23 protein-coding genes and 1 riboswitch are annotated in these 26,474 nt (G+C 48.3%); of the genes, 12 read left to right on the top strand and 11 right to left on the bottom strand.

All coding sequences use genetic code 11. The features are described 5' to 3' along the window. Positions 1-128 precede the first annotated feature (128 nt). Positions 129-4,379, bottom strand: a complete 4,251-nt coding sequence (locus tag AC0YNT_RS06280; protein WP_475803787.1) for a collagen-like repeat preface domain-containing protein — start codon at positions 4,377-4,379, stop codon at positions 129-131. Between the two features lie 276 nt (positions 4,380-4,655). Here AC0YNT_RS06280 and AC0YNT_RS06275 point away from each other — a divergent pair, with 276 nt between their 5' ends. Further along, entirely contained in the window at positions 4,656-5,087 is a 432-nt protein-coding gene (locus AC0YNT_RS06275; protein ID WP_475803786.1) for a VOC family protein, read from the top strand. A gap of 16 nt (positions 5,088-5,103) precedes the next feature. Then, positions 5,104-5,613 (top strand): GNAT family N-acetyltransferase, encoded by a 510-nt coding sequence (locus AC0YNT_RS06270; protein WP_475803785.1) that lies wholly within the window; start codon positions 5,104-5,106, stop codon positions 5,611-5,613. 26 nt (positions 5,614-5,639) lie between these two features. Here the strand turns inward: AC0YNT_RS06270 and AC0YNT_RS06265 are convergent, their stop codons facing one another. From AC0YNT_RS06265 to AC0YNT_RS06255, 3 genes are all read right to left on the bottom strand, one after another. Next, complete coding sequence (locus AC0YNT_RS06265; protein ID WP_475803784.1) at positions 5,640-6,758, bottom strand: DNA alkylation repair protein; 1,119 nt, start codon at positions 6,756-6,758, stop codon at positions 5,640-5,642. Between the two features lie 158 nt (positions 6,759-6,916). Beyond that, positions 6,917-7,339, bottom strand: a complete 423-nt coding sequence (locus AC0YNT_RS06260; RefSeq protein ID WP_475803783.1) for a VOC family protein — start codon at positions 7,337-7,339, stop codon at positions 6,917-6,919. Between the two features lie 90 nt (positions 7,340-7,429). Further along, positions 7,430-9,385, bottom strand: a complete 1,956-nt coding sequence (locus AC0YNT_RS06255; RefSeq protein WP_475803782.1) for a methyl-accepting chemotaxis protein — start codon at positions 9,383-9,385, stop codon at positions 7,430-7,432. 117 nt (positions 9,386-9,502) lie between these two features. Then, positions 9,503-9,600, bottom strand: a riboswitch (cyclic di-GMP riboswitch). 213 nt (positions 9,601-9,813) lie between these two features. Here AC0YNT_RS06255 and greA point away from each other — a divergent pair. Beyond that, entirely contained in the window at positions 9,814-10,290 is a 477-nt protein-coding gene (gene greA / locus AC0YNT_RS06250; protein WP_475803781.1) for a transcription elongation factor GreA, read from the top strand. 38 nt (positions 10,291-10,328) lie between these two features. On the opposite strand, the gene AC0YNT_RS06245 is transcribed toward greA, so the two are convergent. Then, a complete protein-coding gene (locus AC0YNT_RS06245) occupies positions 10,329-11,219 on the bottom strand; it encodes a LysR family transcriptional regulator (protein ID WP_475803780.1) in 891 nt (296 codons plus the stop codon). Positions 11,220-11,335: 116 nt separating this feature from the next. Between AC0YNT_RS06245 and AC0YNT_RS06240 the strand changes: the two genes are divergently transcribed. Then, positions 11,336-12,430 (top strand): branched-chain amino acid aminotransferase, encoded by a 1,095-nt coding sequence (locus AC0YNT_RS06240; protein WP_475803779.1) that lies wholly within the window; start codon positions 11,336-11,338, stop codon positions 12,428-12,430. On the opposite strand, the gene pdaA is transcribed toward AC0YNT_RS06240, so the two are convergent. Continuing rightward, a complete protein-coding gene (pdaA, locus tag AC0YNT_RS06235) occupies positions 12,427-13,221 on the bottom strand; it encodes a delta-lactam-biosynthetic de-N-acetylase (RefSeq protein WP_475803778.1) in 795 nt (264 codons plus the stop codon). The genes AC0YNT_RS06240 and pdaA overlap by 4 nt on opposite strands. 135 nt (positions 13,222-13,356) lie before the next feature. Here pdaA and AC0YNT_RS06230 point away from each other — a divergent pair, with 135 nt between their 5' ends. The 3 genes from AC0YNT_RS06230 (at position 13,357) to AC0YNT_RS06220 (ending at position 16,412) form a co-directional block, all read left to right on the top strand. Next, a complete protein-coding gene (locus tag AC0YNT_RS06230) occupies positions 13,357-13,812 on the top strand; it encodes a MarR family winged helix-turn-helix transcriptional regulator (protein WP_167273424.1) in 456 nt (151 codons plus the stop codon). Between the two features lie 6 nt (positions 13,813-13,818). After that, a complete protein-coding gene (locus tag AC0YNT_RS06225; RefSeq protein WP_475803777.1) occupies positions 13,819-15,039 on the top strand; it encodes an MFS transporter in 1,221 nt (406 codons plus the stop codon). Positions 15,040-15,311: 272 nt separating this feature from the next. Then, positions 15,312-16,412, top strand: coding sequence for a winged helix DNA-binding domain-containing protein (locus AC0YNT_RS06220; protein WP_475803776.1), 1,101 nt, complete (start codon positions 15,312-15,314; stop codon positions 16,410-16,412). Positions 16,413-16,595: 183 nt separating this feature from the next. Here AC0YNT_RS06220 and AC0YNT_RS06215 read toward each other — a convergent pair whose 3' ends face one another. After that, positions 16,596-16,784 (bottom strand): hypothetical protein, encoded by a 189-nt coding sequence (locus tag AC0YNT_RS06215; RefSeq protein WP_475803775.1) that lies wholly within the window; start codon positions 16,782-16,784, stop codon positions 16,596-16,598. Positions 16,785-16,940: 156 nt separating this feature from the next. Here AC0YNT_RS06215 and AC0YNT_RS06210 point away from each other — a divergent pair, with 156 nt between their 5' ends. Then, a complete protein-coding gene (locus AC0YNT_RS06210; RefSeq protein WP_415639830.1) occupies positions 16,941-17,255 on the top strand; it encodes a helix-turn-helix domain-containing protein in 315 nt (104 codons plus the stop codon). Positions 17,256-17,274: 19 nt separating this feature from the next. On the opposite strand, the gene AC0YNT_RS06205 is transcribed toward AC0YNT_RS06210, so the two are convergent. Then, entirely contained in the window at positions 17,275-17,838 is a 564-nt protein-coding gene (locus tag AC0YNT_RS06205) for a phosphatase PAP2 family protein (protein ID WP_475803774.1), read from the bottom strand. A gap of 278 nt (positions 17,839-18,116) precedes the next feature. On the opposite strand from AC0YNT_RS06205, the gene AC0YNT_RS06200 reads away from it, so the two are divergent. Genes AC0YNT_RS06200 through AC0YNT_RS06190 form a run of 3 tightly spaced genes read left to right on the top strand, consistent with a single transcriptional unit; the run spans position 18,117 to position 20,986 of the window. After that, complete coding sequence (locus tag AC0YNT_RS06200; protein WP_475803773.1) at positions 18,117-18,983, top strand: class I SAM-dependent methyltransferase; 867 nt, start codon at positions 18,117-18,119, stop codon at positions 18,981-18,983. Continuing rightward, complete coding sequence (locus AC0YNT_RS06195) at positions 18,983-19,708, top strand: RluA family pseudouridine synthase (RefSeq protein WP_475803772.1); 726 nt, start codon at positions 18,983-18,985, stop codon at positions 19,706-19,708. Before AC0YNT_RS06200 ends, AC0YNT_RS06195 begins: the two co-directional genes overlap by 1 nt. A gap of 18 nt (positions 19,709-19,726) precedes the next feature. Then, a complete protein-coding gene (locus tag AC0YNT_RS06190) occupies positions 19,727-20,986 on the top strand; it encodes a CapA family protein (protein WP_475803771.1) in 1,260 nt (419 codons plus the stop codon). Positions 20,987-21,019: 33 nt separating this feature from the next. On the opposite strand, the gene AC0YNT_RS06185 is transcribed toward AC0YNT_RS06190, so the two are convergent. Beyond that, positions 21,020-21,424 (bottom strand): MarR family transcriptional regulator, encoded by a 405-nt coding sequence (locus AC0YNT_RS06185; RefSeq protein WP_167273386.1) that lies wholly within the window; start codon positions 21,422-21,424, stop codon positions 21,020-21,022. A 194-nt stretch (positions 21,425-21,618) separates the two neighbouring features. Here AC0YNT_RS06185 and AC0YNT_RS06180 point away from each other — a divergent pair, with 194 nt between their 5' ends. Beyond that, positions 21,619-21,786: a hypothetical protein gene (locus AC0YNT_RS06180; protein WP_164775626.1), complete on the top strand. Its 168-nt coding sequence runs from the start codon at positions 21,619-21,621 to the stop codon at positions 21,784-21,786. On the opposite strand, the gene parC is transcribed toward AC0YNT_RS06180, so the two are convergent. Both parC and parE read right to left on the bottom strand, forming a co-directional pair. After that, a complete protein-coding gene (gene parC, locus AC0YNT_RS06175) occupies positions 21,777-24,230 on the bottom strand; it encodes a DNA topoisomerase IV subunit A (RefSeq protein ID WP_475803770.1) in 2,454 nt (817 codons plus the stop codon). The two genes, AC0YNT_RS06180 and parC, sit on opposite strands and share 10 nt — an antisense overlap. Before the next feature lie 11 nt (positions 24,231-24,241). Then, positions 24,242-26,212 carry a DNA topoisomerase IV subunit B gene (gene parE / locus AC0YNT_RS06170; RefSeq protein ID WP_475803769.1) on the bottom strand — a complete coding sequence of 657 codons (1,971 nt, stop codon included), beginning with the start codon at positions 26,210-26,212 and terminating at the stop codon, positions 24,242-24,244. Positions 26,213-26,474 lie beyond the last annotated feature (262 nt).

Raw genomic sequence — 26,474 nt, 5'->3', positions numbered from 1 at the left:
CAACTTCATACTCGGATTTTCACATAATTGCTAATTCACGAACATGGTAAAAGTATTACGACTTACCATCATTAAGCAAAAAAAAGAGCAGCCATTAGCTCCCTGGGCTATCTGGCCGCTCACTACTTTTATGTTAAACGGTGCATGCTCCAAACAATACCGCCAGTGTTGGCACCTCCTAATATTAAATTGATAGTAAGTCCATCTGCTACATAAAACAAACCAATCACATCTCCTGCTGTTAAAGTAACATCCCCTGACAATGTAACGGTTCCATTGCCTAATACCGCTCGAAGATTAAGGAGAGTCACATTTATGTTGAGTAATGGAAACAATCCGCTAATTAGGGTCGTAGCCACAGGCGATGTTCGCTGAACAGCAAAGGCTGGATTGACGCCTGCACCTAGAGAAAGGGAAATAGCAGCCGAAGTAGAATAGTTAATCGTCGCAAGTATCTCATAACGACCCGTTACCGGAACCGTATAGTTTCCGGTCGTCGCATTAAAGTTTGCGCTAGGAAAATAAGGAGATGCCGTCGACCAGTTCGTCAATTGCTGACTAGCAGAAAGACTTAACGTACTAATAAAACCAGAAAAACCTTCAGACAAAATATTTGGGCCTGTGGCTCCGGTTGTACCCGTGGCTCCTGTGGCTCCTGTCGCTCCCGTTACTCCCGTTGCTCCTGTTGCTCCCGTTGCTCCTGTTACTCCCGTTGCTCCTGTTGCCCCTGTCGCTCCCGTTGCACCTGTTGCCCCTGTTGCTCCCGTTGCTCCTGTCGCTCCCGTTACCCCTGTTGCCCCTGTTGCTCCCGTTGCTCCTGTTGCACCTGTCGCACCCGTTGCTCCGGGGGCTCCTGTTGCTCCTGTTTCACCTGTCGCTCCCGCTACTCCTGTTGCACCCGTGGCACCCGTTGCTCCCGTTACTCCAGTTGCTCCCGTTGCTCCTGTTGTACCTGACGCTCCTGTTGCTCCTGTTGCTCCTGTTGCTCCTGTTGCTCCCGTGGCACCTGTTTCGCCTGTCGCTCCAGTTGGACCTGTTGCTCCGAGGGCTCCTGTTTCACCCGTTGCTCCCGTGGCTCCTGTTGCTCCCGTGGCTCCTGTTGCTCCCGTGGCTCCTGTTGCTCCCGTTGCTCCCGTTGCTCCCGTCGCACCTGTTTCGCTCGTAGCACCTGTCGCTCCTGTTGCTCCTGTTGCTCCTGTTGCTCCGGTAGCTCCTGTTGCACCTGTTTCGCCTGTGGCTCCTGTTGCCCCCGTTGCTCCTGTTGCACCTGTTGCTCCTGTTTCGCCCGTTGCTCCTGTTGCACCTGTTGCTCCCGTGGCACCTGTTGCTCCTGTTGCTCCTGTTGCTCCTGTTGCTCCTGTTTCGCCCGTTGCTCCTGTCGCACCCGTCACTCCTGTTGCTCCCGTGGCACCTGTTGCACCTGTTGCACCTGTTGCTCCTGTTTCGCCCGTTGCACCTGTCGCACCCGTCACTCCTGTTGCTCCCGTGGCACCAGTCGCTCCCGTTTCACCTGTTGCTCCGGTAGCTCCTGTTTCGCCTGTTACTCCCGTCGCCCCTGTTGCTCCCGTTGCTCCTGTTACTCCCGTTGCTCCAGTAGCCCCTGTTGCCCCTGTCGCTCCCGTTGCACCTGTTTCGCTCGTTGCACCCGTCGCTCCAGTTGGACCTGTCGCTCCCGTTTCACCTGTTGCTCCCGTGGCACCAGTCGCTCCTGTTTCGCCCGTTGCCCCTGTCGCTCCCGTTGCACCTGTTGCTCCTGTTGCTCCTGTTTCGCCAGTCGCTCCCGTTGCACCTGTTGCTCCCGTTGCACCTGTCGCTCCCGTTGCTCCTGTTGCGCCCGTTGCTCCTGTCGCACCCGTCACTCCTGTTGCTCCCGTTGCTCCTGTTTCGCCAGTCGCTCCCGTTGCCCCTGTCGCTCCCGTTGCACCTGTTGCCCCTGTTGCACCTGTTGCTCCCGTTGCTCCTGTCGCACCCGTAACTCCTGTTGCTCCCGTTGCTCCTGTTTCGCCAGTCGCTCCCGTTGCACCTGTTGCCCCTGTTGCCCCTGTTGCCCCTGTTGCACCTGTTGCCCCTGTTGCTCCCGTTGCTCCTGTCGCACCCGTAACTCCTGTTGCTCCCGTTGCTCCTGTTTCGCCAGTCGCTCCCGTTGCACCTGTCGCTCCCGTTGCACCTGTTGCCCCTGTTGCTCCCGTTGCACCTGTTTCGCCTGTCTCTCCCGTTGCACCTGTTGCTCCGGTGGCTCCTGTTTCGCCAGTCGCTCCTGTTACACCAGTTTCGCCAGTCGCTCCAGTTGGACCTGTTGCACCTGTTACTCCCGTGGCTCCCGTTGCACCAGTCGCTCCCGTTGCACCTGTTGCTCCGGTAGCTCCTGTTTCGCCTGTTACTCCCGTCGCCCCTGTTGCTCCCGTTGCTCCTGTTGCTCCGGTGGCTCCTGTTGCACCTGTTGCACCTGTTGCACCTGTTTCGCCCGTTGCTCCTGTCGCACCCGTCACTCCTGTTGCTCCCGTGGCTCCCGTGGCACCAGTCGCTCCCGTTGCACCTGTTGCTCCGGTAGCTCCTGTTTCGCCTGTTACTCCCGTCACTCCTGTTGCTCCCGTGGCTCCCGTGGCACCAGTCGCTCCCGTTGCACCTGTTGCTCCGGTAGCTCCTGTTGCTCCTGTTACTCCAGTTTCACCAGTCGCTCCTGTTACTCCAGTTTCGCCAGTCGCTCCTGTTACTCCAGTTTCGCCAGTCGCTCCTGTTACTCCAGTTTCGCCAGTCGCTCCTGTTGCACCTGTCGCTCCCGTTGCTCCTGTTGCCCCTGTTTCGCCAGTCGCTCCAGTTGGACCTGTCGCTCCCGTTGCACCTGTTGCCCCTGTTGATCCCGTTGCACCTGTCGCTCCCGTTGCTCCTGTCGCACCTGTCGCTCCCGTTGCACCTGTTGCCCCTGTTGATCCCGTTGCACCTGTCGCTCCCGTTGCTCCTGTCGCACCTGTAACTCCTGTTGCTCCCGTTGCTCCTGTTCCTCCTGTGGCTCCTGTTTCTCCTGTGGCTCCCGTGGCACCAGTTTCGCCCGTTGCCCCTGTTGCCCCTGTTGCTCCCGTGGCTCCTGTCGCACCCGTTGCACCTGTTACTCCAGTTTCGCCAGTCGCTCCTGTTACTCCAGTTTCGCCAGTCGCTCCAGTTGGACCTGTCGCTCCCGTTGCTCCTGTTGCCCCTGTTTCGCCAGTTGCTCCTGTCGCACCCGTAACTCCCGTTGCACCTGTTGCCCCTGTCGCTCCCGTTGCACCTGTTGCTCCTGTTGCTCCAGTTTCGCCAGTTGCTCCTGTTACACCAGTTTCGCCCATCGCTCCGGTGGCTCCTGTTGCTCCCGTGACCCCTGTTGCTCCTGTCGCTCCTGTCACTCCGGTTTCACCCGTTACACCTGTTGTTCCCGTTGCTCCAGTTTCTCCTGTAGCTCCCGTTGGCCCTGTCGCACCCGTTGCCCCTAATAATCCTATTTCGCCCGTTGCACCTGTTGCCCCAGTTGCTCCCGTAACTCCTGTCTCCCCAAAGCCCGTTACTCCTGTTGCACCGGTATCACCAGTCGCTCCCGTAACTCCCGTTACCCCTGTCGCACCCGTCGTCCCTGTCTGCCCAAAACCCGTCGTACCCGTAGCCCCAGTTTCACCCGTAGCCCCAGTTGCCCCTGTCGCACCTGTTGCTCCGGTCGCTCCCGTCTCACCCGTATCGCTACCACTGCTGCCTGTCGGTCCGGTAGGCCCAACTGCACCAGTCGCTCCCATCTCCCCAACACCAGTCGCCCCTGTTGCTCCAGTTGCCCCCGCTGCACCTGGATCTCCCATGGCTCCCTGTACACCAGTTGCTCCTGTTGCTCCTATTGCTCCAGCTGCTCCAGTCGCACCAACCAATCCTGCTGGCCCTGTCTGTCCTGGCGGACCAGTTGGTCCAGTAGGACCAGGTGGACAATGGCATCTAAGTCCATTCGTAATCATGACCTGAATAGATAAGATAATGGCAATAAACTTACTCGTATAATTCGGATCCAAACATCCCTGCTTCACAATCGACAACAGAACATCCATCAGTTGTTGTAAAGCCATTCCTACACTTAATGGTGCAAAAGGCGTGACCTTTGCTGCAATTAGAGTAAGCTCCAATTTGGCCAGCAGCCGGGCTTTATTGGCATTTTTTATTCGAGAAGCGTGGGTCAATGTTAACAGCCGTCCCAAAATATCCCGTAAATGCAAAACGACATTCTCAGTCGCATTTTCTTGGAATAAGACTGGAATAATGGCTCTCAATTCTTGTAGAAGCAGCAAAACTGTCCCTGTATCATGACCAAATCCCTTCATTTTCCGTGAGGATCCAGAATGTGCTCGATTCAGCTTGCGGCGCTTCACTAACAGCACCTCCTTTTATCCGCTGTACCTGTTCGATTCCCGATCAACGCAATGTAAATCCACCAACTAGTGGAGTAAAATGCACACACTGTCCCACTCTAATAAAAAATCCACCGACAACTCCATTTACTACAACCTATATAGTTACGTTGTAAAGCTTTTCATCATAACTACTCCAGCACGAATATTCGACTCACTTTTTTGATATTGCCACCCTAAAATACAACAAGATATAATTGGAGCATTATCCCATCTTCCTCAGAAGGAGAATCACCGATGATTCCACAAAGAGTAAGCCTAATAACCATAGGTGCTTATGATTTGCCTGCACTCCGTGCCTTTTACCAGCGTTTAGGATGGCAAGAAACTCCGAGCAGCTCGGATAAATATGCCGCTTTTCTTACTGCAGGTGTAATCCTATCCTTGTTCCCGATTGAAGAATTAGCCCAAGATGCCGGCGTAACGTTCACTCAGGATAAACAATCTTACTCTGCTGTTTCGTATGCTATTAATGTGGACGAGCCGTCTCAAGTAGACTCCACCATTGAACAAATCCGGGAAATTGGCGGAAAAATATTACGGGAACCTAGCGATGCATTCTGGGGAGGAAGAACCGCGTATTTCGCAGATCCGGAAAATAATCTATGGGAAGTGGCGTGGAATCCCACTGCCGTGTTTGACGAACGAGGCGGAATGATTTCCTTCTAAAAGGAGACAACACGAAATGGAAATAACTATTCGAAGAATTCATGATTCGGAGTTAAACTCTTTTATTGATGTCTTGACTGAAGGGGCAAGATGGATCGCAAACAATAACGTTCCGATGTGGGATGAGTCCGATCTAACACTAGATCAACTATTACACGGCCTAACCAAAGACAACGTGTATGCAGCCATAATTGGCGGGGAAGTCGCCGCCGTCATGATCTTACAAGAAGAAGACAGCTTCTTCTGGCCGGAGGATCTGTCCAACGATTCCCTCTATCTCCACAAGCTGTGCATCAGAAGAAAATATGCGAAGTCCGGATTATCTAGCAGAATGCTTGAATTCGCTAAAAATCGTGCACATAACTTACATAAAAGCTATCTGAAGCTGGATTGTGCCTCTGATCGCCCTTCCCTTCGCCAATTATATGAGCAGCATGGCTTTCAGCTTGTCCGTGAAGCGCAAGTCATGGAGAAATACTCTGCTGCCTTCTACCAATTTACAGTAAAGAGCTATGCCGAAGCCTAAGGCTGCGACATAGCTCTTCTCTTTTTTCACTCTACTTCAGCGGCACCCAGCTCAACTGTCGAGCTTGCCACTTCAACTCCGTTTACCAGCAAGGTGATACGATGCTCTCCAGCATAATGTTTGCGGGTTGATAGGTCTGCAAAACGATGAACTCTGCTGCCCGAGAGCGTTGAACCGCCTGGAACGGTTTTGTCTGATAAGAGAAACAGCTTACGAGAAGTTTTCCCTCCAGATTTCACGAAATCTATGCCGTATTCAATCCGTAGATGCATCGGCTCACCGTCTTTGGCTTGCAGCTCATATTCCAGACGGCAGGTATCTCCAATCTCCAACAACGCTGGACGAGCATGCAAGGATGCCGAAGTTATGATCGGATCTGATTCCTCCGCCTCCATTGCATAGCCAAACAAAGCGAGTACCTCCGGATGAGCTTTGCGTATCAAATTCCGGCAGGCATGCCGGATAATCCAATCCGTATAGGGGTGCTGTCCCTTCCATCTGCGGGCTGTCTCGATAACAACATCCGGATGATCCTTAACAATATCATTCAGATTATTAGCGACGCTCTTACGGACATACAAAGATGGATCTTCCTTCAATAACTCTAGAATTGGAAGAATCGGCGATGGATCTTTCTTGAAGACAGGAAGTGCTTGTCCCCATGGCAGACGCGGCCTGCAGCCTTCACTTGCCAATCGGCGTACATGTTCATCAGGATGTTGAGCCCAGATTAACATTTGTCGGACCATACGTTCCGGATCTCGAAGCAAAAACACACGTACAGCAAACTCTGCCGAAGATTTGGTAGTGAATCGTTCTAATGCTTGCATAGACAGCTCCCAATGCTCCTCTGCCCCTCCATACACCTCTACAAAATCCGGGAAAAATAAATAAGGAAAGCCCGAGCATTCCTCATATATGGCATACAAAACAGCTAACGCATCCTTATAATCGGAAGGCAAATGCTTGCCAAGCACGACGGCAATTTGACGAATCCGTCCTTTCAACTCTAATTGTTCCCACGCCTCATTCATTACCTGTGATACAAACGATTCTATATCAAATGAAGGGTATGCGACCTTTAATTTATCGGTAAATTGCCTTAGAAAGGCTTCATGATACATTTCTTTTAACGGCTCAGCCAATGGTGTTCCCCTCTTCGACAATCTCATATTATTAGTGTTCTCCATATCACCATTATAGAACATTTGTTCCTATAATGAAATAGCCACTTTTTCAATATAAAAAAAGAAACCAGCTTGTCCTATAGACAACTGGTTCCCCCTATTTTGTTAGACAAGTATTAGAACTCGTTAATTCCCAAGTTAAACTGCCACTGAATACCGAACTTATCGGTAACCTGTCCATACAGTTTACTCCAGAACGTCTCTTGAAGCTCCATAACGATCGTACCGCCATCACTCAATCGGTTAAATGCCGTACGAATTTTTTCTTCTTCGTCTTCAACATATGCCAGAGTAATATTGTTACCTACAGTAAACGGCATACCAGGGAAGACGTCGGAGAACATCACATTGCTTCCACCAATGTTCAGGCGAGTGTGCATAATCAGGTTTTTTGCTTCTTCAGGCAATGGATAATCCGGATGCGGTGGCACTTCACCAAATGTCATGAGCTTAGGCTTGTCCAAACCGAATACTACTGCGTAAAACTCCGCCGCTTCTCGGCAATTCCCATTAAAGTTCAAATAAGCATCAACGGACATCTAGATCTCTCCCTGTACGACTCGTATTATGATTGCTCAATGGCAATCCTTCAATAATGTACCATTTCTCGCAGTAAGAATCAAAAATTTCTAGCTAGTCTTAAACTTCGACAGCACTTCTTGCAAATGCTGTGCCATATGGCTAAGATCTTCCGCAGATGCAGAAATATCTTTCATCGAGGCCACCTGTTTTTGCGAGCCCAGCGATATACTTTGGGAGTGGCTATGTGTCGATTGGGTCATGGTAGCAATCTCTGTCATAGACGCTGTCACCTCTTCTGTGCCTGCGGACATTTGTTCCGATGCAGCTGATACCTCTTGGATTTGGCTGGAGATTTCCTGGAAGGTCGCTGTGATTCTGCCAAATACTTCACCAGCTTCATTGATCAGCTCGGAGCCGATTCCGACATCTTCAACCCCTTGATTCATCGCATGTGCCGCTCTTACCGTTGTTCCTTGTACTTCTTGAATCAGCTTCGTAATTTCAGACGCTGAATGAGCAGATTGTTCCGCCAGCTTTTTCACTTCATTCGCAACAACGGCAAATCCTCTGCCGTGCTCCCCTGCTCTTGCTGCTTCAATGGAAGCGTTAAGTGACAGCAGCTGTGTCTGATTCGTAATCTCTTGAATAACGGATACGATATTGCCGATTTGATTCGATTTCACTTCCAGCTCACGCACTTCTTCAGCCGACTTGCCAACGGAAGTATGGATCAGCTTCATTTGTTCAACAGCGTGTGTAACAGCAACTTGTCCAAGCTGAACTTCATCCAGTGAGGTTTGAGATGCTTCTGCAACAACAGAGGACGATTCTGCAATCCGCTGCACACCGCTAGCCATCTCTTCCATCGCTGTTGAAGTTTGCTCCGCAGCTACCATTTGATTCTCTCCGGCAGTTGCAACATTGTTAATCGCTTCACCGATCTGGCTGGAAATATCGACAGAATCAACAGACGCTGCCGTCAGCTCTTCCGAGGATGCAGCGAGCTGTTCAGCAGCAAAGCTTACTTTGCCAATGGTATCCGAGAAGGAATCCAGCATTTGATTCATATGATCCGCTAGAGTGCCCAGTTCATTTTTCGTTTTCACTTCAAGCCTTGGCCTTAAATCGCCGCTTGCGAGCACTTTAATGACATTCGTTATGTACACGATTGGCTTCGCCATTTGAGTTGCTGAGATATAGGTAGCAATCAACGCCAACAGCGTCACCACTAATGCAACTCCAATTGTTTTCCACAGCATATCCGTTACCGGCTTCATCGCTTCTTTCTCCGGAATCGACAGCTGAATCACATAACCATTCTTTGTCGCTTCGGCATAGCCGATTTTTTTCACGCCATCAAAGGTAAAGGAATAGTTCGTATTATTTCCTTGTTTCGCAGATTCGAATGCTTTCACAGTTGCAGGCATGTTCAGGTCATATACGGTTTTGTTCATGACCAAATCTGCTCTCGGATGACTGACAACGAGGCCGTTGTTGTCCATTAAGATGGCATAACCTGTTTCACCAACCTTCGTATCACGAACAATTGCAGCTGCAGCATTGATCTCATAACCAAATATGTAGAATCCATAAGCTTTGCCGTTTTGCATAAGTGGTGCGGCGATGACAATAGAAACTTTGGAAGGATCAACTTTGTTCACGAGCGGATTACTAACCGTTAGTTTGCCCTCAGACACTGATTTGAAATAAGGCCGCTCAGATACATCAATCCGGTCACCTGTTCCTGATACTGTGAAATTCTTGCCCGTCATGTCGAGGGAAAAGCCTGGAGACATTAAATCAGGATTTTCTTTTATAAAATGCTGGATCAATTCGTCATGCTTCTGTGCATCTTGACCATAATATTGTCCGATTCCTGCTAACGCATTTATTTTGGTCACTTTCGACTGTAATTCCTCGTCCATCCTTGCCGTAATTACATCCGCCTGCAGGGCGAGGTCCTTCTTGATCTGGCTTTTAAATAAGGAGGAGTTGGAAAGGAATAACGCAACAGACATGGACGCAACGATCGCTATGGCGATAATCAGCGTGGTAATCAACATGCGATGCGCAATCTTGCGTGTCTGGAATATTCGGGGGAATTTGAACCTCTTCTTCATCTGTTTCTATGCACCCTCTCATTGTTGTCGGTTGGCACAACAAAAAGACCTCTGCTTTCCGTGAGCGGCCCGGCGATCATACCAGCTGCAATTACCTGCTTCGGCTTAGACCCGTGGCTTTGCGTCCCCGCCTTTCAGCGGGTTTGCCTTTTTTCATTTTTGAGCGAGGTCACACTTAGTAAAAGATTAACGTGATGCCAGCACGATTTATCCTACACTATAAATTTGAGTTTTCCATTGCTTTAAAGTTAGAAAATTGTTAGATTTTCCGTGCAATTGGGAGCTATGCCCAAGTTTCTTTTCCACCATGGATAGTGTAAGATGTAGAAAGCGATTCAGAAGATACAAATAAATGGCAGGAGTTGTGGGGTTTGGCAAAAAACGAAATCATTCTAACACCCGAAGGTCTTAAGAAACTTGAGGAAGAGCTTGAAGAGCTGAAGACCGTCAAACGTTCCGAGCTTGCTCACCGTCTTAAAGTAGCCATCAGCTATGGCGATCTGAAAGAAAACAGCGAGTACCACTCGGCCAAGGATGACCAAGCTTTTATGGAGACAAGAATCACACAGCTGGAGAAAATGCTGAAGACTGCACGTGTATCTAACTCAGTAGATACGTCGAAGGTTGGAGTTGGCTCGAGCGTTGTTCTGAACGATATTGAGGTATCTGAGAAAATCGAATACCGCCTTGTTGGTCCCGCAGAAGCAGACGTATTTAATAACAAAGTCTCATATGAGAGCCCTCTGGGCCAAGCGTTAGTCGGCAAAAAAGTTGGAGATATTATCAAAGTTGATGCGCCGATTGGTGTCATTAAATATGAACTGCTTGAGATCAAAGTGAACAACTAAAGAATAGGATGCAGCATACGATGCTGCATCCTTTTTTTTCATTCTTCGAACAGCTGGATGAAGTTCTGTGCACTTCTGGATAAATACCGATCCTTCAGCCAAATAATACCGACATCTGATTGAAAATCTGCATCTGATATCGTGAGCATCTTTATAGATGGAAGAGGAAAAGAAGCCATGACCGACTTCGGAAATACGGTTGCTCCAATGCCGGCTGCTACCAACGCTACGATGATTGCTACACTAGAGCATTCGCAGATTACCTTTGGTTCAAAGCCATGAGCCCTTGCCTCAATCATAACGCGATGATGCATGGCGATGGTTTTGTCGGTTTTAAGAGTCAGGAACGGCAGATCCGCAAGCTCACTCATTAATAATGTGTGCTTATTCGGGTCACTTACCCAGCCGGATGGAAGTACGGCCACATAGGGATCGGAAGGCAGCGGCAAGACCGAGTAAGGCTGTGTATGTAAGGTCGATTCGAAAGGGATCCTCGCAACAATCAGTTCAATATCCCGCTTCTCAAGCAGACTGCCGAGGATAAAATGGTCCCCTTCCCATATTTTAAATGTGACGTTAGGATACAGCCTGCGGAATTGCTCAATAGGCCTCGGAAGCAAGGAAATACAGGACACAACAGAGCCGATTGCAAGTGTGCCGTGAAGTCCAGCATCCAGCTCTTTCACTTCATGAATGGTCTCGTTAAATTCCTGCAGCAGCCGTTCTGCTTTATTCTGCAGCAGCTCGCCGGCATGGGTCAGAACAAGCCCTTTCCCGCTTCGATCGAACAAGGTAACACCTAGTTCATCCTCCATCAGCTTAAGCTGACGGCTCAGCGGAGGCTGCTCCATGTTGAGCGCTTTCGCCGCACGAGTGATTTGTCCTTCTCTGGCGATCGCCAGAAAGTACCTTAACTGTCGTATATCCATAGCCAGCCCCCAATATACCTTTTCGGTATGTGTTCACAATAAAACAGATACTTTAAATATATCGATTGGCATGGTACGATTCAACTATAACTAGCAACAAGGAGAGATCAAATACGATGAAACCAACCATCACAATAGAACTTTCTACGAACAAAAAACCGAAACCAAAAGCATCTGAGCTTGGATTTGGCAAGTATTATACCGACCACATGTTCATTATGGATTATGATGCAGCTACAGGCTGGTATAACCCGCGCGTCGTGCCTTATCAGCCGATTTCGCTTGATCCAGCAGCGAAAGTGTTCCATTACGGTCAAACGATTTTTGAAGGCCTTAAAGCTTACTTAACCGGTGATGGCAAAATCCGTCTGTTCCGTCCGGAGCAAAATATGGCACGTCTTAATCGTTCCAATGAACGTCTTAGCATTCCTGCAGTAGACGAAGAACTGGCGCTTGAAGCGCTGAAGCAGCTTATTCTGACAGACAGCGATTGGATCCCATCTGATGCGGAAACTTCTCTGTATGTACGTCCTTTCGTTATTGCAACGGAAGCACAGCTTGGCGTTAATGCTTCGACACAATACATGTTTATGATCATCATGTCACCGGTTGGCTCTTACTACGCGGAAGGCATTCATCCTGTTAAAATCCATGTGGAATCCCAATATGTTCGTGCCGTACGCGGCGGTGTCGGCAACGCGAAAACTGCCGGTAACTACGCGGCAAGCTTGAAAGCGCAGGAAGAAGCTTCAGCTCAAGGCGCATCTCAGGTTCTTTGGCTCGATGGTGTTCAACGTAAATATATCGAAGAAGTAGGCAGCATGAACGTCTTCTTCAACATTGATGGTACAGTGGTTACACCTGCACTGAATGGCAGTATTCTCGATGGGATCACACGTGATTCGATCATCCGTCTGCTTAAGCATATGAATGTGCCTGTTGTTGAAAGACAGCTGTCGATCGATGAGGTTGTAGCAGCTCATCAAGAAGGCCGCCTTGTCGAAGCATTTGGAACAGGTACTGCCGCGGTTATTTCTCCAATCGGGGAATTGACATGGGAAGGTACTCGTTATGTCATTAACGAAGGAAATACCGGCGAGCTGTCGCAAAAGCTGTACGACACGCTGACCGGTATTCAAAGAGGTACTGTAGAAGATCCGTTTGGCTGGTCCGTTATTCTTGAACCGTCCGAGCACCTTGCTGCACGTTAATTGCCATAAGTCTTAACAGACATTTGATCTAAGCTCTTAAACTCATAACCTTGCTTGCGGGCTTCGTCGATAATCGATCCGAGCGCAGCGGCATTATCTTTGGACACGGTATGAAGTAAAATGACCGCTCCGGGATGAAGCTGTGCGACGACTTGATTATAGGCGAAGCCCGCTCCTCTTTGCATGTTTACATCCCAATCCTTATAAGCAACGGACCAGAATACGTTCGTATAGCCGGATTCCTTACTTACCGCCAGCACATTGTCACTGAAGATCCCTCTTGGCGGCCTCAAATAAGTCATAGCCTGCTGCCCGGTCAGCGTATTGACCTGCTCCCTCACCTTCTCCAGCTCGGTACGAATTTGTTCGGCTGAAATTTGTGTCATATCTGGGTGAGTCCATGAATGATTTCCTACAAGATGCCCTTCGGCCGTCATCCTTTTCACCAGCTCAGGCTGATCCTTCACATAATGCCCCGTTACAAAAAATATAGCAGGCACCTGCTTCTCCTTGAGCACATCCAATACTTTAGCCGTATAGCCATTCTCATACCCATTATCAAAGGTGAGATACAGTTCCTTCTTGGTCGTGTCTCCTAGAAAAATCGCTCCATGCTTCATCACTACATCTTTGAAGCCCTCTTCATTAATCGAAGGCAGCTGCCCGCCTACGCTTTTCTTGAATCCAAAATGAAATGGCCCGGCCAGCGCGTCAGCCGGATGCTGGGCGACCAGCAAAGACAAAACGGCCGCGATCCATAACATATGGATCCATGCTGATTTTTTTCTCATTTTTGGCTTTACTCCTCTATGTGTAGTCCGCTTATTTTCCCCCATTTCAGAAATTCCAATCCTGTATTTGCGGTTTGACAAAATTAGTTGTCAGAGATATAGTTGTTGTAACAACTAATTTGGAGCGTGAGTAAAATGCATCAAAAGGGATTGGATCATTCGCTTGGCTTCTTGCTTGGTGCCACCTATCGAAAGCTTACGAATTTCTTTGCAGGCCGCATCAAGGAATTTGGATTGACTCCTGAACAATGGGCTGTTCTCTTCCGCGTACGAGAGGAAGACGGATTAATCCAGAAGGAAATTGCAGATCGGGCGGGCAAGGATAAGCCTACAACTACTCGTATATTAGATACGCTTGAGGCGAAAGGCTTTGTAACGAAGCGCGCTAGTGAGCATGACCGCCGTTCTTTCCAGGTATTTATTACCGAGCAAGGCAAAGAAACTGCGGATGCGATTGAACCTATTGAATACAGCACCATTGCTGAGATCGCGCAAGTGATGTCCATCGAGGAATATGAGCTTATGAATCAACTGCTAAGAAAACTTAACGACCATACAACCAGCTTATTGGAGCATGAAAAGGAGCAATGATACACCATGAACATACATCCAGAGAAACTTTGGACCAAGTCTTTTATTACGTTGACCGCCAGTTATTTGCTGTTATTTCTAAGCCTGCAAATGCTGCTGTCTCCGTTCCCTACTTATGCAAAAGAACAATTCCATCCAGATAACTTCACCTTAAGTCTTGTCACCAGCTTGTTCGCCTTAGCAGCGATCGTTACACGCTTTGCAATGACGCCGCTGCTTCGTGTCGTTCATCGAAACGTGATTTTGTTTTCCGGACTTGTTCTCGCAACAATAGCCACTATCCTCTATCCGTTCGCTGAATCCATGACTGTATTATTAATTCTGCGGGCTGTCTTCGGGGTTGGCTTCGGGATGACTAGTACAATTATCCCTACTTTAGTTACACAGATCATTCCAAAGAAAAGAACGGGTGAAGGGATCGGCTATTTCGGTATTTCCACAAGCTTAGCGATGTCGCTTGGTCCGATGATTGGCCTCTCCGTCATCAAACAATCCGGATTTACTACTTTGTCTGTGATCGGTACAATCGCCCTTGTCATTATAATTCCACTTCTCCTGCTTACACGCAGTATTCCGCAGCAGCCTGCCAGAATTCAACCAGCTCCGGTTCAGACTACTGCCGATCAAGGGCAGCGATCATCTTCGACTGCTCGCATGATGGTACCTGCCGTATTGAACATGCTGATGTCGATAACTTACGGCGGTATTCTTGGCTTTATTGCCTTATATGGTGCACAACGAAATATTGAGCAGATCGGCTTGTTCTTCCTATTTATTGTGTTTACCGTTCTTGTTATTCGTCCGATATCCGGCAAATTATTCGACCGCCGCGGACCAATGCTCGTCCTTATACCTTCTGCATTTATCGTCATTGCCAGCTTGATTATTCTGTCTTATGCACACTCGATGCCACTCATTATTATCTCGGCCTTGTTGTACGGATTTGGCTTTGGCGCCATTCAGCCGACGACACAAGCATGGATGCTGCGTGAGGCTGCACCACATCAAACAAGCTTTGCCAACAGCTTGTATTACAACACGATTGACCTCGGCGTTGCTGCCGGCTCGATGCTGCTAGGCATTATTGCCTCCGCTACTAGCTATGCAGAGATGTACAGATACGCTGCCGCTGCCATGGTCCTCTTCTTAATTGTCTCCTGCGTAAGTATGATCGCAGGCAAACGAAGCAAGACCGTGAAGTCATCAACCACCGCAGTATCTTCCTGATAAAAAAGCCGGATCCAGTGAGCCTCATGGCTTCTGGATTCGGCTTTTTTCACTTAATGTATAAGTAATTGTTCCTCGCCTGGTTCCAGTTCATAGCGCATACCGAACTCATCTCATTCCCTCCTAAACTATGCGTTTTCCATATTGTTTAAACGCCGACTTTATGGAAAATGTTTCTATTTAGTAACTTTTTCACCTTATCCGTCTTGTAACTTAATACAAAGAAAGATAATCTAAATGGAAATATGATCCTACTTTGAGGTGGATACAGGTTGACTCAGGAGACACCTAAATTAAGTGCATTGGCTATTAATCGAGCTTTGCTCGCAAGGCAAATGCTGTTATCGCGTTCGGATATGTCTGTACATGATACATTGGAATGGTTTATCGGCCTGCAGGCTCAAGCTCCAAACGCGCCGTATTACTCTCTTTGGACAAGACTGAATGGATTTGATCAGTCACAATTGTCTACTCTAATTCAAAATCGTGAAGCTGTGAGGATCGCTCTTATGCGCTCCACTTTGCATCTTGTATCTGCTAAAGACTGTCTATTGCTCAGACCATGGGTACAGCCTGTACTCGAACGAGGATTAAAAGGATCTTTTGGCAAGGCTTTGTCTGGAATCGATTTGGACAGCGTAGCACTTGAGGGCAGAAAACTTGTCGAGGATGAAGCACGCACACTCAGTGAGCTAGGTAAATTTCTAGCTGACCAGTGGCCAGGTGTTAATAGTGAAGCCCTCGCTGCTGTTGTACGCAACTACGTTCCACTCATTCAAATACCGCCACGTGGTTTGTGGGGAGAAAGCGGACAAGCAACCCACACCTCCTCAGAAGTCTGGCTGGGACAATCCCTTAGTGAACATGTCGATACGGACAATCTAATACTGCGTTATCTCGCTGCATATGGGCCAGCGACGGTAAAGGATATGCAGGCATGGTGTGGACTCACGCGTCTCAAAGAACATTTCGAAAAGCTGCGTCCACAGCTCCTTACATTCCGGGACGAACAAGGCAATGAGTTATTTGATCTTCCTGATGCACCGCGCCCTGACGCCGACGTAACTCCACCAGTCCGCTTCCTTGGCGAGTTCGATCAAATGCTTCTTGGAGTTGTCGATCGATCACGGGTGATGGATATCACATATGCCAAACGAATCTTCACCGCTAATGGCATCCTGCGTGCAACGATCCTACTGAACGGTTTCATCGCTGGTATATGGAAAATCGAGCGAGAACGAAATAAAGCTTCTCTCCTCATCGAGCCCTTCCGTTTGCTAACTAATGAGGAACAGGCTGAACTAATTATAGAAGGCGAAAAGCTGCTGCAATTCACCGCCCCAGGGCAAGAACATGACATTCGTTTCAGCTAGTGGGCGGGCGCTTTCTCCGCACTGCACCAACTCTTACCCACTGCAGTACAGTTTTTGCGACTTATTCATTGGACACTGACAAAAAACAGGCCACGGTTCAATGTGAACCGTGGCCTGTTTTTCTCGATCACTGCCGAAGGCTTGCCCCGTCACACAGCATTTGACACTCAATCAATTTCTTACTTACAGCTTATCCATGCGGTAAGTGTACCCGCAGAACTTACATTTGAATAAAACGCCATCCTCACCAACGACATACGTCAAGCGGTCATCATCCTCAAGCTCAATAAACTCTCTGCCCGTTTCATCACGGTCACCGGTTGCAAACAAACCTGTATTATTGCCGCATTCACATTCAAAGATCAAAACCATTCCAAGCCCATCTCTCTTTCTAAAATATTCTATTTTTATTAGTAACTTTCCCATTTAAAGCTTGACAATGATACGATTTGTATCATAAATTACTAGTAGTGAGTGTAACATATTGCCAATCTTTATATCCAATGTGAGGAGCGAATGACCTTGACGATGGGAGATCGCCTAAAGGAGCTGCGCCAGCAAAGAAGCTTGTCGCAAGAGATAGTTGCACAATCCATCGGCATCACGCGATCCGCTTACAGCCACTACGAGATCAACAACCGGCAGCCCGTTTATGAGACTTTGATTAAACTCGCGGCTTTTTTTGAAGTCACCACGGATTATATTATTGATGGCGATGCGCGAGGTGCGGAGTCTCCATTTGCAGCGGATACGTTTGAAATCATTCGGCTGCTCAACACCATGGACGAGGACAAACGCAAAGTATCAATCGACAAAATGTTAGATGCTATTCGAGAGTCTTAGATAGCCGCTGTCTGCAGGACTAGCGGCTGTTAAGCCTCTTTCGTCCTGTAACAGCCATCACCAGGCACACAACGGCAAATCCTGCCGCGTAACCACCTATAATATCGCTTGCATAGTGAACGCTGAAGTACAGACGGGAAGCTCCCATTAAAATAATAAGAGCCACAGCGACAACCGTAATCATGCGCTTAGCTATATGATTAAGCCCTCTGTCTTGAATAATCCATATGGCCGCCAAGCTGTACATCACGATCGCCAGCATCGCATTTCCGCTCGGAAAGCTGGATCCATCCGCCTCAATCCCCCAAGCCGCTACCGGCCTTGCACGATCAAATCCTGATTTGATAAGTGTGTTCACCACATAGGCCACAGCTACCCCCGAAATCAGCAGCACTGCTCCTTTCCACCCTTGTCTCCATGCAAGCCATATGGCTAAAACAAGAGTAATAACAATGATGCCTATTGTTGAGCCCAGTGACGTAATGGCTTGAAATACATCCGTCAACGCTCCACTATGTATACTCGCAAACCAATCTGCTACTGATACATCAAACGATGAGGCCTTCGAGCGTGTAGCCATCATCGCTGCCCCTATAAATAGCAGCATACTTACAGTTAAACCGATTAACCACCCTTGTTTTCGAATAATAGGTACCCTCCTAAAAAGAATTGACACGTGCTTTTTGTGGCGATTCTTACGACGTAAGCATTAACCTAAAAAGAATTGACACGTGCTTTTTGTGGCGATTCTTACTTCGTAAGCATTAGCCTAATTGCTTCATTCTGTGCGCTTCGTTATAATAGTCGAAGACTTCATTATAATACAACGAAAATTATACACCAAGGAAGGATTACTATAACATGTACTTAGCAGATAAATGGACCGACTATGAGGTCATCGACACAGGGGCTGGAGACAAGCTTGAACGCTGGGGGCAATATATTCTCCGCCGTCCGGATCCACAGATTATTTGGCCTATCGCCAATGAATCCGGTGCTTGGAAGGAAGCTGACGGACATTATCATCGCAGCTCCTCCGGCGGTGGACAATGGCAATTCAAATCCAGCTTGCCTGAACGCTGGACGATCACTTACGGCGAGCTGAAGTTCCACATCAAACCAACAAGCTTCAAGCATACTGGTCTGTTCCCTGAGCAAGCGGTGAACTGGAGCTGGATGATGGACAAGATCCGTTCGGCTGGACGTCCAATTCGCGTGTTGAACCTGTTCGCCTACTCCGGTGGTGCTACGGTTGCCGCTGCAGCTGCTGGAGCTGATGTCGTGCATGTGGATGCCTCTAAAGGTATGGTTCAGTGGGCAAAAGAAAACGCACAATTGTCCGGCCTTGAAAATGCTCCAATTCGATATATTACGGACGACGTATTTAAATTCGTACAACGTGAGCAGCGCCGCGGCCGCCAATATGATGCGATCATTATGGATCCGCCTTCATACGGACGTGGACCTAACGGCGAAACTTGGAAGCTCGAAGAGAATTTGTATCCCTTCCTCGAGTTCTGTACGACGATTTTATCGGATAACCCATTGTTCATGCTGATTAACTCGTACACAACTGGTCTATCTCCGTCTGTACTGCACAATTTGCTCCATACAACAATGAAGAACAAATTTGGCGGCGTCATTAACTGTGGCGAGATTGGTCTTCCTATCACGCAATCCGGCCTGAACTTGCCTTGCGGCATCCTGGGACGTTGGGAGTCGGAATAATGACCGGTAGCATGAGCCCGGTTATTCCGGTGCTGTACGAAGATAATCATATCATTGCCGTAGTCAAGCTCCCTGGTATCCCTTCTCAAGAGGATGAGACCGGGGATCCTGACATGCTGACTCTCATTAAACAGGATTTGAAAATCCGTCATAACAAGCCGGGGAATGTATTCCTCGGCCTTGTTCATCGACTTGACCGCCCGGTTGGAGGCGCTATGCTGTTCGCCAAAACCTCTAAGGCAGCATCCCGCTTATCCGAAGCAGTACGTAGTCGTACGTTCGGGAAAACCTATATTTGTGTTGTTCACGGCAAACCTGCCAAAGAGCAGGATCGGCTCCGACACTATATCTGGAAAGACGCCAAGCGTAATCAGGTAACCGTCTATAAGGATCCAACACCAGAAGCAAAAGAAGCCATTCTGGAATATAGAGTGTGTGCTGAAGCCGGAGGCTACTCTCTCATCGCTGTGAAGCTGCATACGGGCAGATCACATCAGATTCGTGCCCAAATGGCGTATATCGGCTGTCCTCTCGTTGCAGACCGTAAATATGGAGCACCTAACACGGCTAATGTATCCGATATTGCACTGTGGTCAACTTCCGTTGAGGCTCCACATCCGGTCACGAAGGAACGCCAATGCTTCCGCTCCATCCCGTATGGTTCACCGGCTTGGTCCTGGTGGACAAGTGAACAGCTTGAGGAAGCATCCAAAATGTTCCTATAAAGGAGTGATTAGACCTTCATGCGCAGAATGCGAAGCAAGAAGCGCTTGACTATTCATTTTATTCTTTTATTACTATCAGCTGCTGGAATTCTATTTATTCTAGCAACTACGTTGAGGCAGGATACTCACGTTACAGATACCGCCTCGAATCCGCGGCCTACGAGCCAGCCAGAACCAACCATCGTATCAACTGCGACGCCAGAGCCGACACCAACACCGGTGCCAACGCCGCAATACGATGAAGCTGTATGGATGGGTGTTGGCGATATCATGATGCATAAGCCAGAGCTTCCAGGTGCTTATGATAAGAAAACGAAGAAGTACAACTTCAATTATTTCTTTGAAGAAGTAAAGCCAATCCTTGAGCAAGGTGATTGGGTAATGGCTAATCTGGAGACTCCCGTTGCAGGTTCAAACTATGGCTATACGGGATATCCGAGCTTTAACGCACCTGTAGAGCTGCTGGACGCACTCCAGTATGCCGGCTTTAACATCTTGACCAATGCTAACAATCATTCGCTAGACAAAGGCGATAAAGGGCTTATGCTCACCTTGCAGCATTTGAAAGAGTATCCATTTGTCTTAAAAGGAACTGCTGAATCACAAGAAGAAGCGGATACCCCTGTTATTGTGGAACATAACGGAATTAAGATGGGACTGCTCGCTTATACATATGGCACTAACGGCATTCCGCTGCCGAAAGGCAAGCCTTACGCCGTCTCAATGATTGACGAGCAAAAAATGATCAATGATATCCATCACTTGAAAGAGATTGGAGCCGACTTTGTCACGGTCGCCCTGCATTTCGGCATCGAATACCAGACAACGCCTAATGAGGAGCAGAAACAGCTTGCCCGCAAGCTTGTAGCTGAGGGAGCAGATATTATTGCCGGCTCTCACCCGCATGTCATTCAGCCTTATGAAGTGCTCGACACTACAGATGCATCTGGTCATGCCAGACAAGGACTAATCATTTATTCTATGGGGAACTTCATATCTGCACAGCGGGGCGATACGAAAGATTACGGTGTGATCTTTAAAGTAACCATTCGAAAAAATAAATCCGACGGCTCGATTGAGCTATCGGATATTGAGTCAACTCCAACCTATGTGCATCGCTACCAGCCGGATAGCTACTATCGATTCCGCATCTTGCCGGTTGAACAGACAATTGCAGCTGCCAGCGACAGCTTACTAACGAAGCAGGATTATGATTCCATGAAGCAGCAGATCAAGGTACTTCGTAATCGTCTGAGATCCATGCTGAACGTGCAATAAGGCATTATTTATAAGTTAATATTTAAATATGTACTACGCATTAGCAACCTTGCCAAGCAGATATACAAGCAGCTGCTGGTTATGGGAAGATATACGGTCCAGCGATTCACCAATTAATTTGGAACGAATTTCCGTTCCACGCTGGGCCTCACTCTTTCCTTTCTCCGTTACAGTTACCCATACAATTCTTCGATCCTGATTATCTCTTGAACGTTCAATTAATTCATTGCGCTCCATTCGATCAAGCAGCGTTGTAATCGCAGCCGGCGTTGTAGCCAAGTACTGCAGAAGTTCAGAAGGCTTCATCGGTGCATGCTGCAGTAAAATATCCAGCACGTTCAACTGCCCTTCCGTTAGAGGCGCAAGCCCCTCTTCTATACTATCCTTCCAATCTCTTGTCATCTTTGTCCACAGACGAGTAAATTCTTCAGAAACCATAATTACACCCGCTTTCTGTCCAAATCTCTCATTTATACCAATTATAGCATTCGTAAATGTCGAATAAAAGGTTAACCCAATTAATAATTTGAGTCATTAATCGCTATAAAGTCGAACATTATGACAGGAGTAGACATACAATGGCATAGGCGCTTTACCTATACGTCGAAATGGTGTGCGAAGGAGTGATCCCGATGGATGACCAAAAAGCTGAAATCATTCGTAAAATCAAAGCCTACGGCATAATAAAAGACCCACAGTGGCTCGACCGCCCGGATGAGCTGGTACCAATGTGGGTCATGTTTGACGCGATTATTCGATTAATTGAACGCTTTGATCCACCTAACCGCCCTTACGATTGAGCGGATAAATCAGGTTTAACGAAGATCGTGGTAATGACATCATTCTTCTCGACCGGAAGCAGAATTCGCCCGATAGACTTCCGATCCTCGATTGGCGCTTTCTCCGATGATGCCTCAAGCTGGCCTCCAGAGGATGTAAGCGCTATAATGTTCATCTCTTCCTTACAGTAGAGAGCCGATACAAGTGCTGAACCATTTGGCTTCACACGCTTGCCTTCTTTAAACTCAAACGTCTGAACGCCTTTGCCGCCTCTGCCTTGAAGCGGATAATCCAGCAGCAGCGTACGTTTGGCATAACCCAAATCTGTCACGACCAGTACTTCACCCTCATCATCAGCAACCCAATCGGCTGCGATAAGCTCATCATCTTCTCTTAGCTGCATACCGCGAACGCCTGTTGCAACCCGTCCCATCGGATTCACTTCATGCTCATGGAACCGGATGCTCATACCAAGTTTACTTACCAGAAGCAGCTGTTTTGAACCGTCACTAAGCATGACACGGATAACTTCATCACCGTCGGCTACCTTCGAGGCAGCGATCGCGGTAGAACGCGTCGTCATATATTCCTTCAGCTCAGTCCGTTTCACTTGCGCACGTTTTGTTACAAAGACAAGTGATGCACCTGGCACATTGAAATCTTTAACCGGAATAATAGCTACAATGGAATCATCCTTCGGAATCGGTACAATATTGACAACAGCCGTACCGGTATCCTTCCACTTGAACTCTGGAATCTGATGAACAGGAAGCATATAATATTGTCCCTTGCGTGTGAACAGCAGCAAGTTGTCAATTGTGTTCACTTCATATACGCTGCTGATCGCATCGCCGTCCTTCACTCCTGCTGTTTGCAAGTCTCCGCCAGAACGAGTGAATGACAAGATGCTTGTCCGCTTCATATAACCTTCTTCACTGAGGGTAACGATTACGTCTTCCGACTGCACCATAACCTCTAGGTTCACCTTCAGCTCTTCCACTTCGCCGCGGATCGACGAACGGCGGTCAATGCCAAATTTGTCGCGGATTTCAATTAGTTCGTCTCGAATAACACCAATCAATTTTTTCTCGCTCTCCAGAATGGAACGCAGGTAAGCAATCTTCTTCTGCATTTCCTTAAGTTCTTTTTCAAGCGATGTGATCTCAAGATTCGTCAGACGATATAGCTGGAGTGTCAGGATCGCATCGGCTTGACGCTCGGAGAAGCCGTATTTAGCAACCAAGTTATTTTGCGCATCAGCACGGTTCTTCGAGGCTTTAATCGTTGCAATGACCTCGTCGAGGATATTCAGAGCTTTCACAAGCCCTTCTACCACGTGTGCACGCTCTTCAGCTTTCTCTAGATCATATTGGGTACGATGAGTGACAACTTCCTTCTGATGGGCAATATAAGCGCTTAGAATCTGTTTAATGCCCAGCTGTTGAGGTGCTTTGTTCACAATCGCAACCATATTGAAGTTATAAGTCACTTGAAGATCCGTTTTCTTCAGCAAATAAGCCAGAATTCCGTTCGCATCGGCTTCCTTCTTCAGCTCCACGACAATACGCAGGCCATTACGGCCGCTCTCGTCTCGAACTTCAGAGATCCCCTCGACCTTTTTCTCAAGACGGATATTTTCCATCGCGCTGACAAGACGAGATTTGACGACCTGATACGGAATTTCAGTAATCGTAATCTGTTGACGTCCGCCTCGTACATCCTCAATCTCAACCTTTGAGCGGATATGGATCCGGCCTTTACCTGTGGTATAAGCCTCGCGGATTCCCTCTTCGCCCATAATAACGCCGCCTGTCGGGAAATCGGGGCCTTTCACAATGCCCATCAGATCTTCTACCGGCATATCCGGACGAGCCATGACTGCAATGCAGGCATCAATCGTCTCCCTCAGGTTATGCGGTGGAATTTCCGTTGCGAAGCCTGCCGAAATCCCGCTTGTGCCATTCACAAGCAGGTTCGGATAACGAGATGGCAGTACAACCGGCTCTTTCGTCGTGTTATCAAAGTTATCTTTAAATTGAACGGTCCGTTTATCGATATCCCGCAAAATCTCCATAGCGATAGGCGACAAACGCGCCTCTGTATAACGCATCGCCGCTGCAGGATCATCATCCATCGAGCCCCAGTTGCCGTGTCCATCTACGAGGACATGGCCCATTTTCCAAGGCTGTGCCATACGTACCATACCTTCGTAGATCGAAGAGTCACCATGAGGATGGTAATTACCCATTACGTCACCGACGGTCTTCGCTGATTTGCGGTACGGCTTATCAGGTGTATTGTTCGAATCATACATCGCGTACAGGATACGGCGCTGCACCGGCTTAAGTCCATCCCTTACGTCCGGAATGGCGCGGTCCTGAATGATATATTTCGAATAACGGCCGAAGCGGTCACCTACGACCTCTTCCAAATACGCCGGTAAAAACTGTTCCAGCATGCCCATGCCGTTACCTCCTATTCAACATATTCTGTGAAATCTACATTTTCGATAATCCAGCGTTTACGTGGGTCGACCTTATCGCCCATCAGCGCGGATACACGGCGCTCAGCCTTAGCTGCATCATCGATCTGTACCTGGAGCAGTGTCCGAGTCTCAGGATCCATGGTAGTCTCCCACAGCTGATCGGGATTCATCTCTCCTAGTCCTTTATAGCGCTGCAGCTCAAAGTTCTTGCCGAATTCCTTCAGATAGTTCTGCAGCTGCTCATCTGTCCAAGCATAACGAACCGTCTCCAGCTTACCGGATTTGCGTGTAATTTTGTAAAGCGGAGGCTGAGCGATAAAGACTCGTCCCGAGTCGATCAGCGGCTTCATATACCGATAGAAGAAGGTCAGCAACAGCACCTGAATGTGCGCGCCGTCGGTATCGGCATCGGTCATAATAATAATTTTATTGTAATTGCATTCATCCGCATCAAATTCCGGACCAACACCCGCTCCAATCGCGGAGATAATCGCTTTATACTCATCGTTCTTCAGAATATCAAGCAGCTTCGCTTTCTCCGGATTCATCGGCTTGCCTTTCAAAGGCAGAATCGCCTGATGCTTCGAATCACGGCCTTGCTTCGCAGAACCGCCCGCGGAGTCACCTTCGACGATAAACAGCTCGTTCTTTGTGACATCCTTCGACTGTGCTGGTGTCAGCTTGCCGTTCAGATTGGAGCTTTCGCTCTTCTTCTTGCCGCTGCGGATCTCTTCACGTGCCTTACGTGCCGCTTCTCTAGCCCTTGAGGCTTGTACAGCCTTCTTAAGGAGCATTTGTGCAACTTGCGGATTCTCCTCAAGGAATACCTGCATTTTATCGGACACAACTGCATCCACTGCGCTGCGCGCCGAAGCACTGCCGAGCTGATCCTTCGTCTGGCCGACGAACTCTACCTCAGACATCTTGATATTAATGACGGACATCATACCTTCACGCAGATCATTGCCCTCGAGATTTTTATCCTTCTCTTTCAGCATCGCTGTTTTACGGGCATAATCGTTCATTACGCGGGTATAAGCAGTCTTGAAACCGGTCTCATGCGTACCACCGCCGCGTGTCGGGATCGAGTTCACGAAGGATGCGATCGTTTCCGTATATCCATCGTTATACTGAAGTGCTACTTCCACTTCAATCTCGTCCTTTTCCCCTGCGAAATGGACAACCTCGTGAAGTACTGTCTTATCCTCATTCAAAAATTGTACGAACTGACGTGCGCCGCCTTCGTAATGGAATACATCCTCTTTGCCGCTGCGATCATCCTTGATCGACACTTTAAGGCCGGAGTTCAGGAAAGCAATTTCCTGCAGCCGTTCTGCAAGCGTATCATAGTTCAGCGATATTCCACCTTGGAAGACACGAGCGTCAGGCTTAAACGTTACTTTTGTTCCCGTACGATGCGTATTGCCAGCAATAACAAGGCCCGTTACCGGTTCGCCGACATGCTCTTTGCCTTTGTCATCGACCCAATACTCGAAGCGCATCTTATGTATTTTCCCGTCACGGAAAATCTCTACTTCAAGCCATTCGGATAATGCATTTGTTACCGAAGCACCAACCCCGTGCAAGCCGCCGGATTTTTTATATCCGCCGCCGCCGAATTTGCCGCCCGCATGCAAGATTGTGAACACAACCTGCGGAGTCGGAATTCCTGTCTTATGCACTCCTGTTGGAATACCGCGCCCGTTATCCTGTATGGTCACTGCACCGTTCTTATGCAGTGTCACATCAATTGCCGAACAAAATTTCGCCAAATGCTCGTCCACGGCATTATCAACGATTTCCCAAACCAGATGGTGAAGGCCTGAGCTGCTTGTGCTGCCAATGTACATGCCTGGCCGCTTTCTTACAGCGGTTAAGCCTTCGAGCACTTGTATATCATCGGCCTCATAGTTCCGTTCCGGGGCCGCTGTTTTTGCGAAAGTATCTATATGCTCTGCCATGGGTATGCCTCCTAAATTTTGCGAAGCTTCACGTTACCTTATCTTCAAGCTATTTTAATTCAACTTGTCCCGATTAGTAAAGACGCTAAAGAGAACGTCTGTTATGAAGTGCGTGCCTCTATCAATATCGGTTAAAGCGCTTGTTGGATTAACAGAATAACATAAATTCGCGTCCCACGCTAAATTATTCATGCACGTAATTGTCATGTTCCATTCATGCTGGAGTAAAAAAGCGGCAGCTTCTCCTTGCTTAAGATCAAGG

It is taken from the genome of Paenibacillus sp. J22R56 (genome assembly GCF_056269375.1).
This window is presented reverse-complemented; position numbering and strand designations above follow the sequence as displayed.

Bases quoted from the DNA above. Each gene is read 5' to 3' on its own strand.
- AC0YNT_RS06275 (WP_475803786.1), top strand. From the start codon at position 4,656: ATGATTCCACAAAGAGTAAGCCTAATAACCATAGGTGCTTATGATTTG.
- AC0YNT_RS06270 (WP_475803785.1), top strand. From the start codon at position 5,104: ATGGAAATAACTATTCGAAGAATTCATGATTCGGAGTTAAACTCTTTT.
- AC0YNT_RS06260 (WP_475803783.1), bottom strand. From the start codon at position 7,339: ATGTCCGTTGATGCTTATTTGAACTTTAATGGGAATTGCCGAGAAGCG.
- AC0YNT_RS06255 (WP_475803782.1), bottom strand. From the start codon at position 9,385: ATGTTGATTACCACGCTGATTATCGCCATAGCGATCGTTGCGTCCATG.
- AC0YNT_RS06245 (WP_475803780.1), bottom strand. From the start codon at position 11,219: ATGGATATACGACAGTTAAGGTACTTTCTGGCGATCGCCAGAGAAGGA.
- AC0YNT_RS06240 (WP_475803779.1), top strand. From the start codon at position 11,336: ATGAAACCAACCATCACAATAGAACTTTCTACGAACAAAAAACCGAAA.
- pdaA (WP_475803778.1), bottom strand. From the start codon at position 13,221: ATGAGAAAAAAATCAGCATGGATCCATATGTTATGGATCGCGGCCGTT.
- AC0YNT_RS06230 (WP_167273424.1), top strand. From the start codon at position 13,357: ATGCATCAAAAGGGATTGGATCATTCGCTTGGCTTCTTGCTTGGTGCC.
- AC0YNT_RS06225 (WP_475803777.1), top strand. From the start codon at position 13,819: ATGAACATACATCCAGAGAAACTTTGGACCAAGTCTTTTATTACGTTG.
- AC0YNT_RS06215 (WP_475803775.1), bottom strand. From the start codon at position 16,784: ATGGTTTTGATCTTTGAATGTGAATGCGGCAATAATACAGGTTTGTTT.
- AC0YNT_RS06210 (WP_415639830.1), top strand. From the start codon at position 16,941: ATGGGAGATCGCCTAAAGGAGCTGCGCCAGCAAAGAAGCTTGTCGCAA.
- AC0YNT_RS06205 (WP_475803774.1), bottom strand. From the start codon at position 17,838: ATGATGGCTACACGCTCGAAGGCCTCATCGTTTGATGTATCAGTAGCA.
- AC0YNT_RS06200 (WP_475803773.1), top strand. From the start codon at position 18,117: ATGTACTTAGCAGATAAATGGACCGACTATGAGGTCATCGACACAGGG.
- AC0YNT_RS06195 (WP_475803772.1), top strand. From the start codon at position 18,983: ATGACCGGTAGCATGAGCCCGGTTATTCCGGTGCTGTACGAAGATAAT.
- AC0YNT_RS06190 (WP_475803771.1), top strand. From the start codon at position 19,727: ATGCGCAGAATGCGAAGCAAGAAGCGCTTGACTATTCATTTTATTCTT.
- AC0YNT_RS06185 (WP_167273386.1), bottom strand. From the start codon at position 21,424: ATGGTTTCTGAAGAATTTACTCGTCTGTGGACAAAGATGACAAGAGAT.
- AC0YNT_RS06180 (WP_164775626.1), top strand. From the start codon at position 21,619: ATGGATGACCAAAAAGCTGAAATCATTCGTAAAATCAAAGCCTACGGC.
- parC (WP_475803770.1), bottom strand. From the start codon at position 24,230: ATGGGCATGCTGGAACAGTTTTTACCGGCGTATTTGGAAGAGGTCGTA.
- parE (WP_475803769.1), bottom strand. From the start codon at position 26,212: ATGGCAGAGCATATAGATACTTTCGCAAAAACAGCGGCCCCGGAACGG.